This is a genomic window from Vibrio sp. Vb1554 (assembly GCF_033344235.1).
In genome coordinates this window covers 1-1,056 of sequence record NZ_JAWPOJ010000441.1, presented here as the reverse complement: position 1 = coordinate 1,056, position 1,056 = coordinate 1, and the positions used below count along the sequence as shown (strand labels likewise).

Sequence of the window (1,056 nt, the reverse complement as noted above, 5' to 3'; positions counted from 1 at the left end):
TCAAAATACGGTTTGAGTTAACTCTTTGATTATGAAACAGCAATATGCACGCTTAGTCACGACGGCAGCTTGGACAGCAACCATAGTGGCGACGCTTCTTCTCATTGTAAAAGTCATCACATGGTGGGTGACGGGATCGGTCAGCCTATTGGCATCGCTTATTGATTCGATGCTGGACATCGCCGCTTCAGTGGTGAATTTGGTGGTAGTTCGCTATTCGCTGCAACCAGCCGACAGAGAACACACTTTTGGGCATGGTAAGGCCGAGTCTCTCGCTGCGTTGGCACAGGCGATGTTTATCTCCGGCTCTGCGGTATTTTTGATCCTAAACGGTATCGATCGTTTCTTCAGGCCACACGAACTGAACGCGCCGGAGCTGGGTGTGTATGTCTCCTTGTTTGCGATGATGGTGACGTTTGGTTTGGTCATGTTCCAGAAACGCGTGGTGCGCATCACGGGCAGCCAAGCAATCGCGGCAGATTCGTTGCACTACCAAACGGATTTATACATGAACGGGGCGATCATGGTCGCGCTTGGGCTCAGCTATTTTGGTGTAACGCAAGCGGATGCGGTCTTCGCGATTGGTATTGGTATCTTCATTCTTTACAGCGCCTTCAAAATGGTCAGCGAAGCGATTCAAACGTTGCTCGACAGAAAGCTGCCCGATGAAGAGCTTGAGCAAATTAACCAAGCTTGTTTGAGCGTGAAAGGCGTGTTGGGTGTACATCAGTTGCGTACCCGTATGTCTGGTCCAACACGTTTTATTCAATTGCATTTGGAATTGGATGACAACTTGCGTTTAATTGAGGCGCATTATATTGCCGATAAAGTGGAAGATAATTTGTTGGCATTGTTCCCAGAGGCGGATGTATTGATCCATCAAGATCCATTGTCGGTGGTATTTGGGCCAGAAAAAGAGCAAAAAGCACAAGATTGGTAAGAGTCGAAAAAACGTTTTGATCTTAACGACAAACAAGCGCTTATTGACTATCTTTCCATCAATACTTATTAAGATTCGTGATCCTGATATGAATCAACAAAGTTTCATAGAGAAAC

The 1,056-nt window shown here is 46.4% G+C and carries 1 protein-coding gene; it reads left to right on the top strand.

From position 1 onward, the window contains the following. Positions 1 to 31 precede the first annotated feature (31 nt). Positions 32 to 940, top strand: a complete 909-nt coding sequence (fieF, locus tag R8N28_RS26915) for a CDF family cation-efflux transporter FieF (protein ID WP_005482190.1) — start codon at positions 32 to 34, stop codon at positions 938 to 940. The last annotated feature ends 116 nt before the right edge of the window (positions 941 to 1,056 follow it).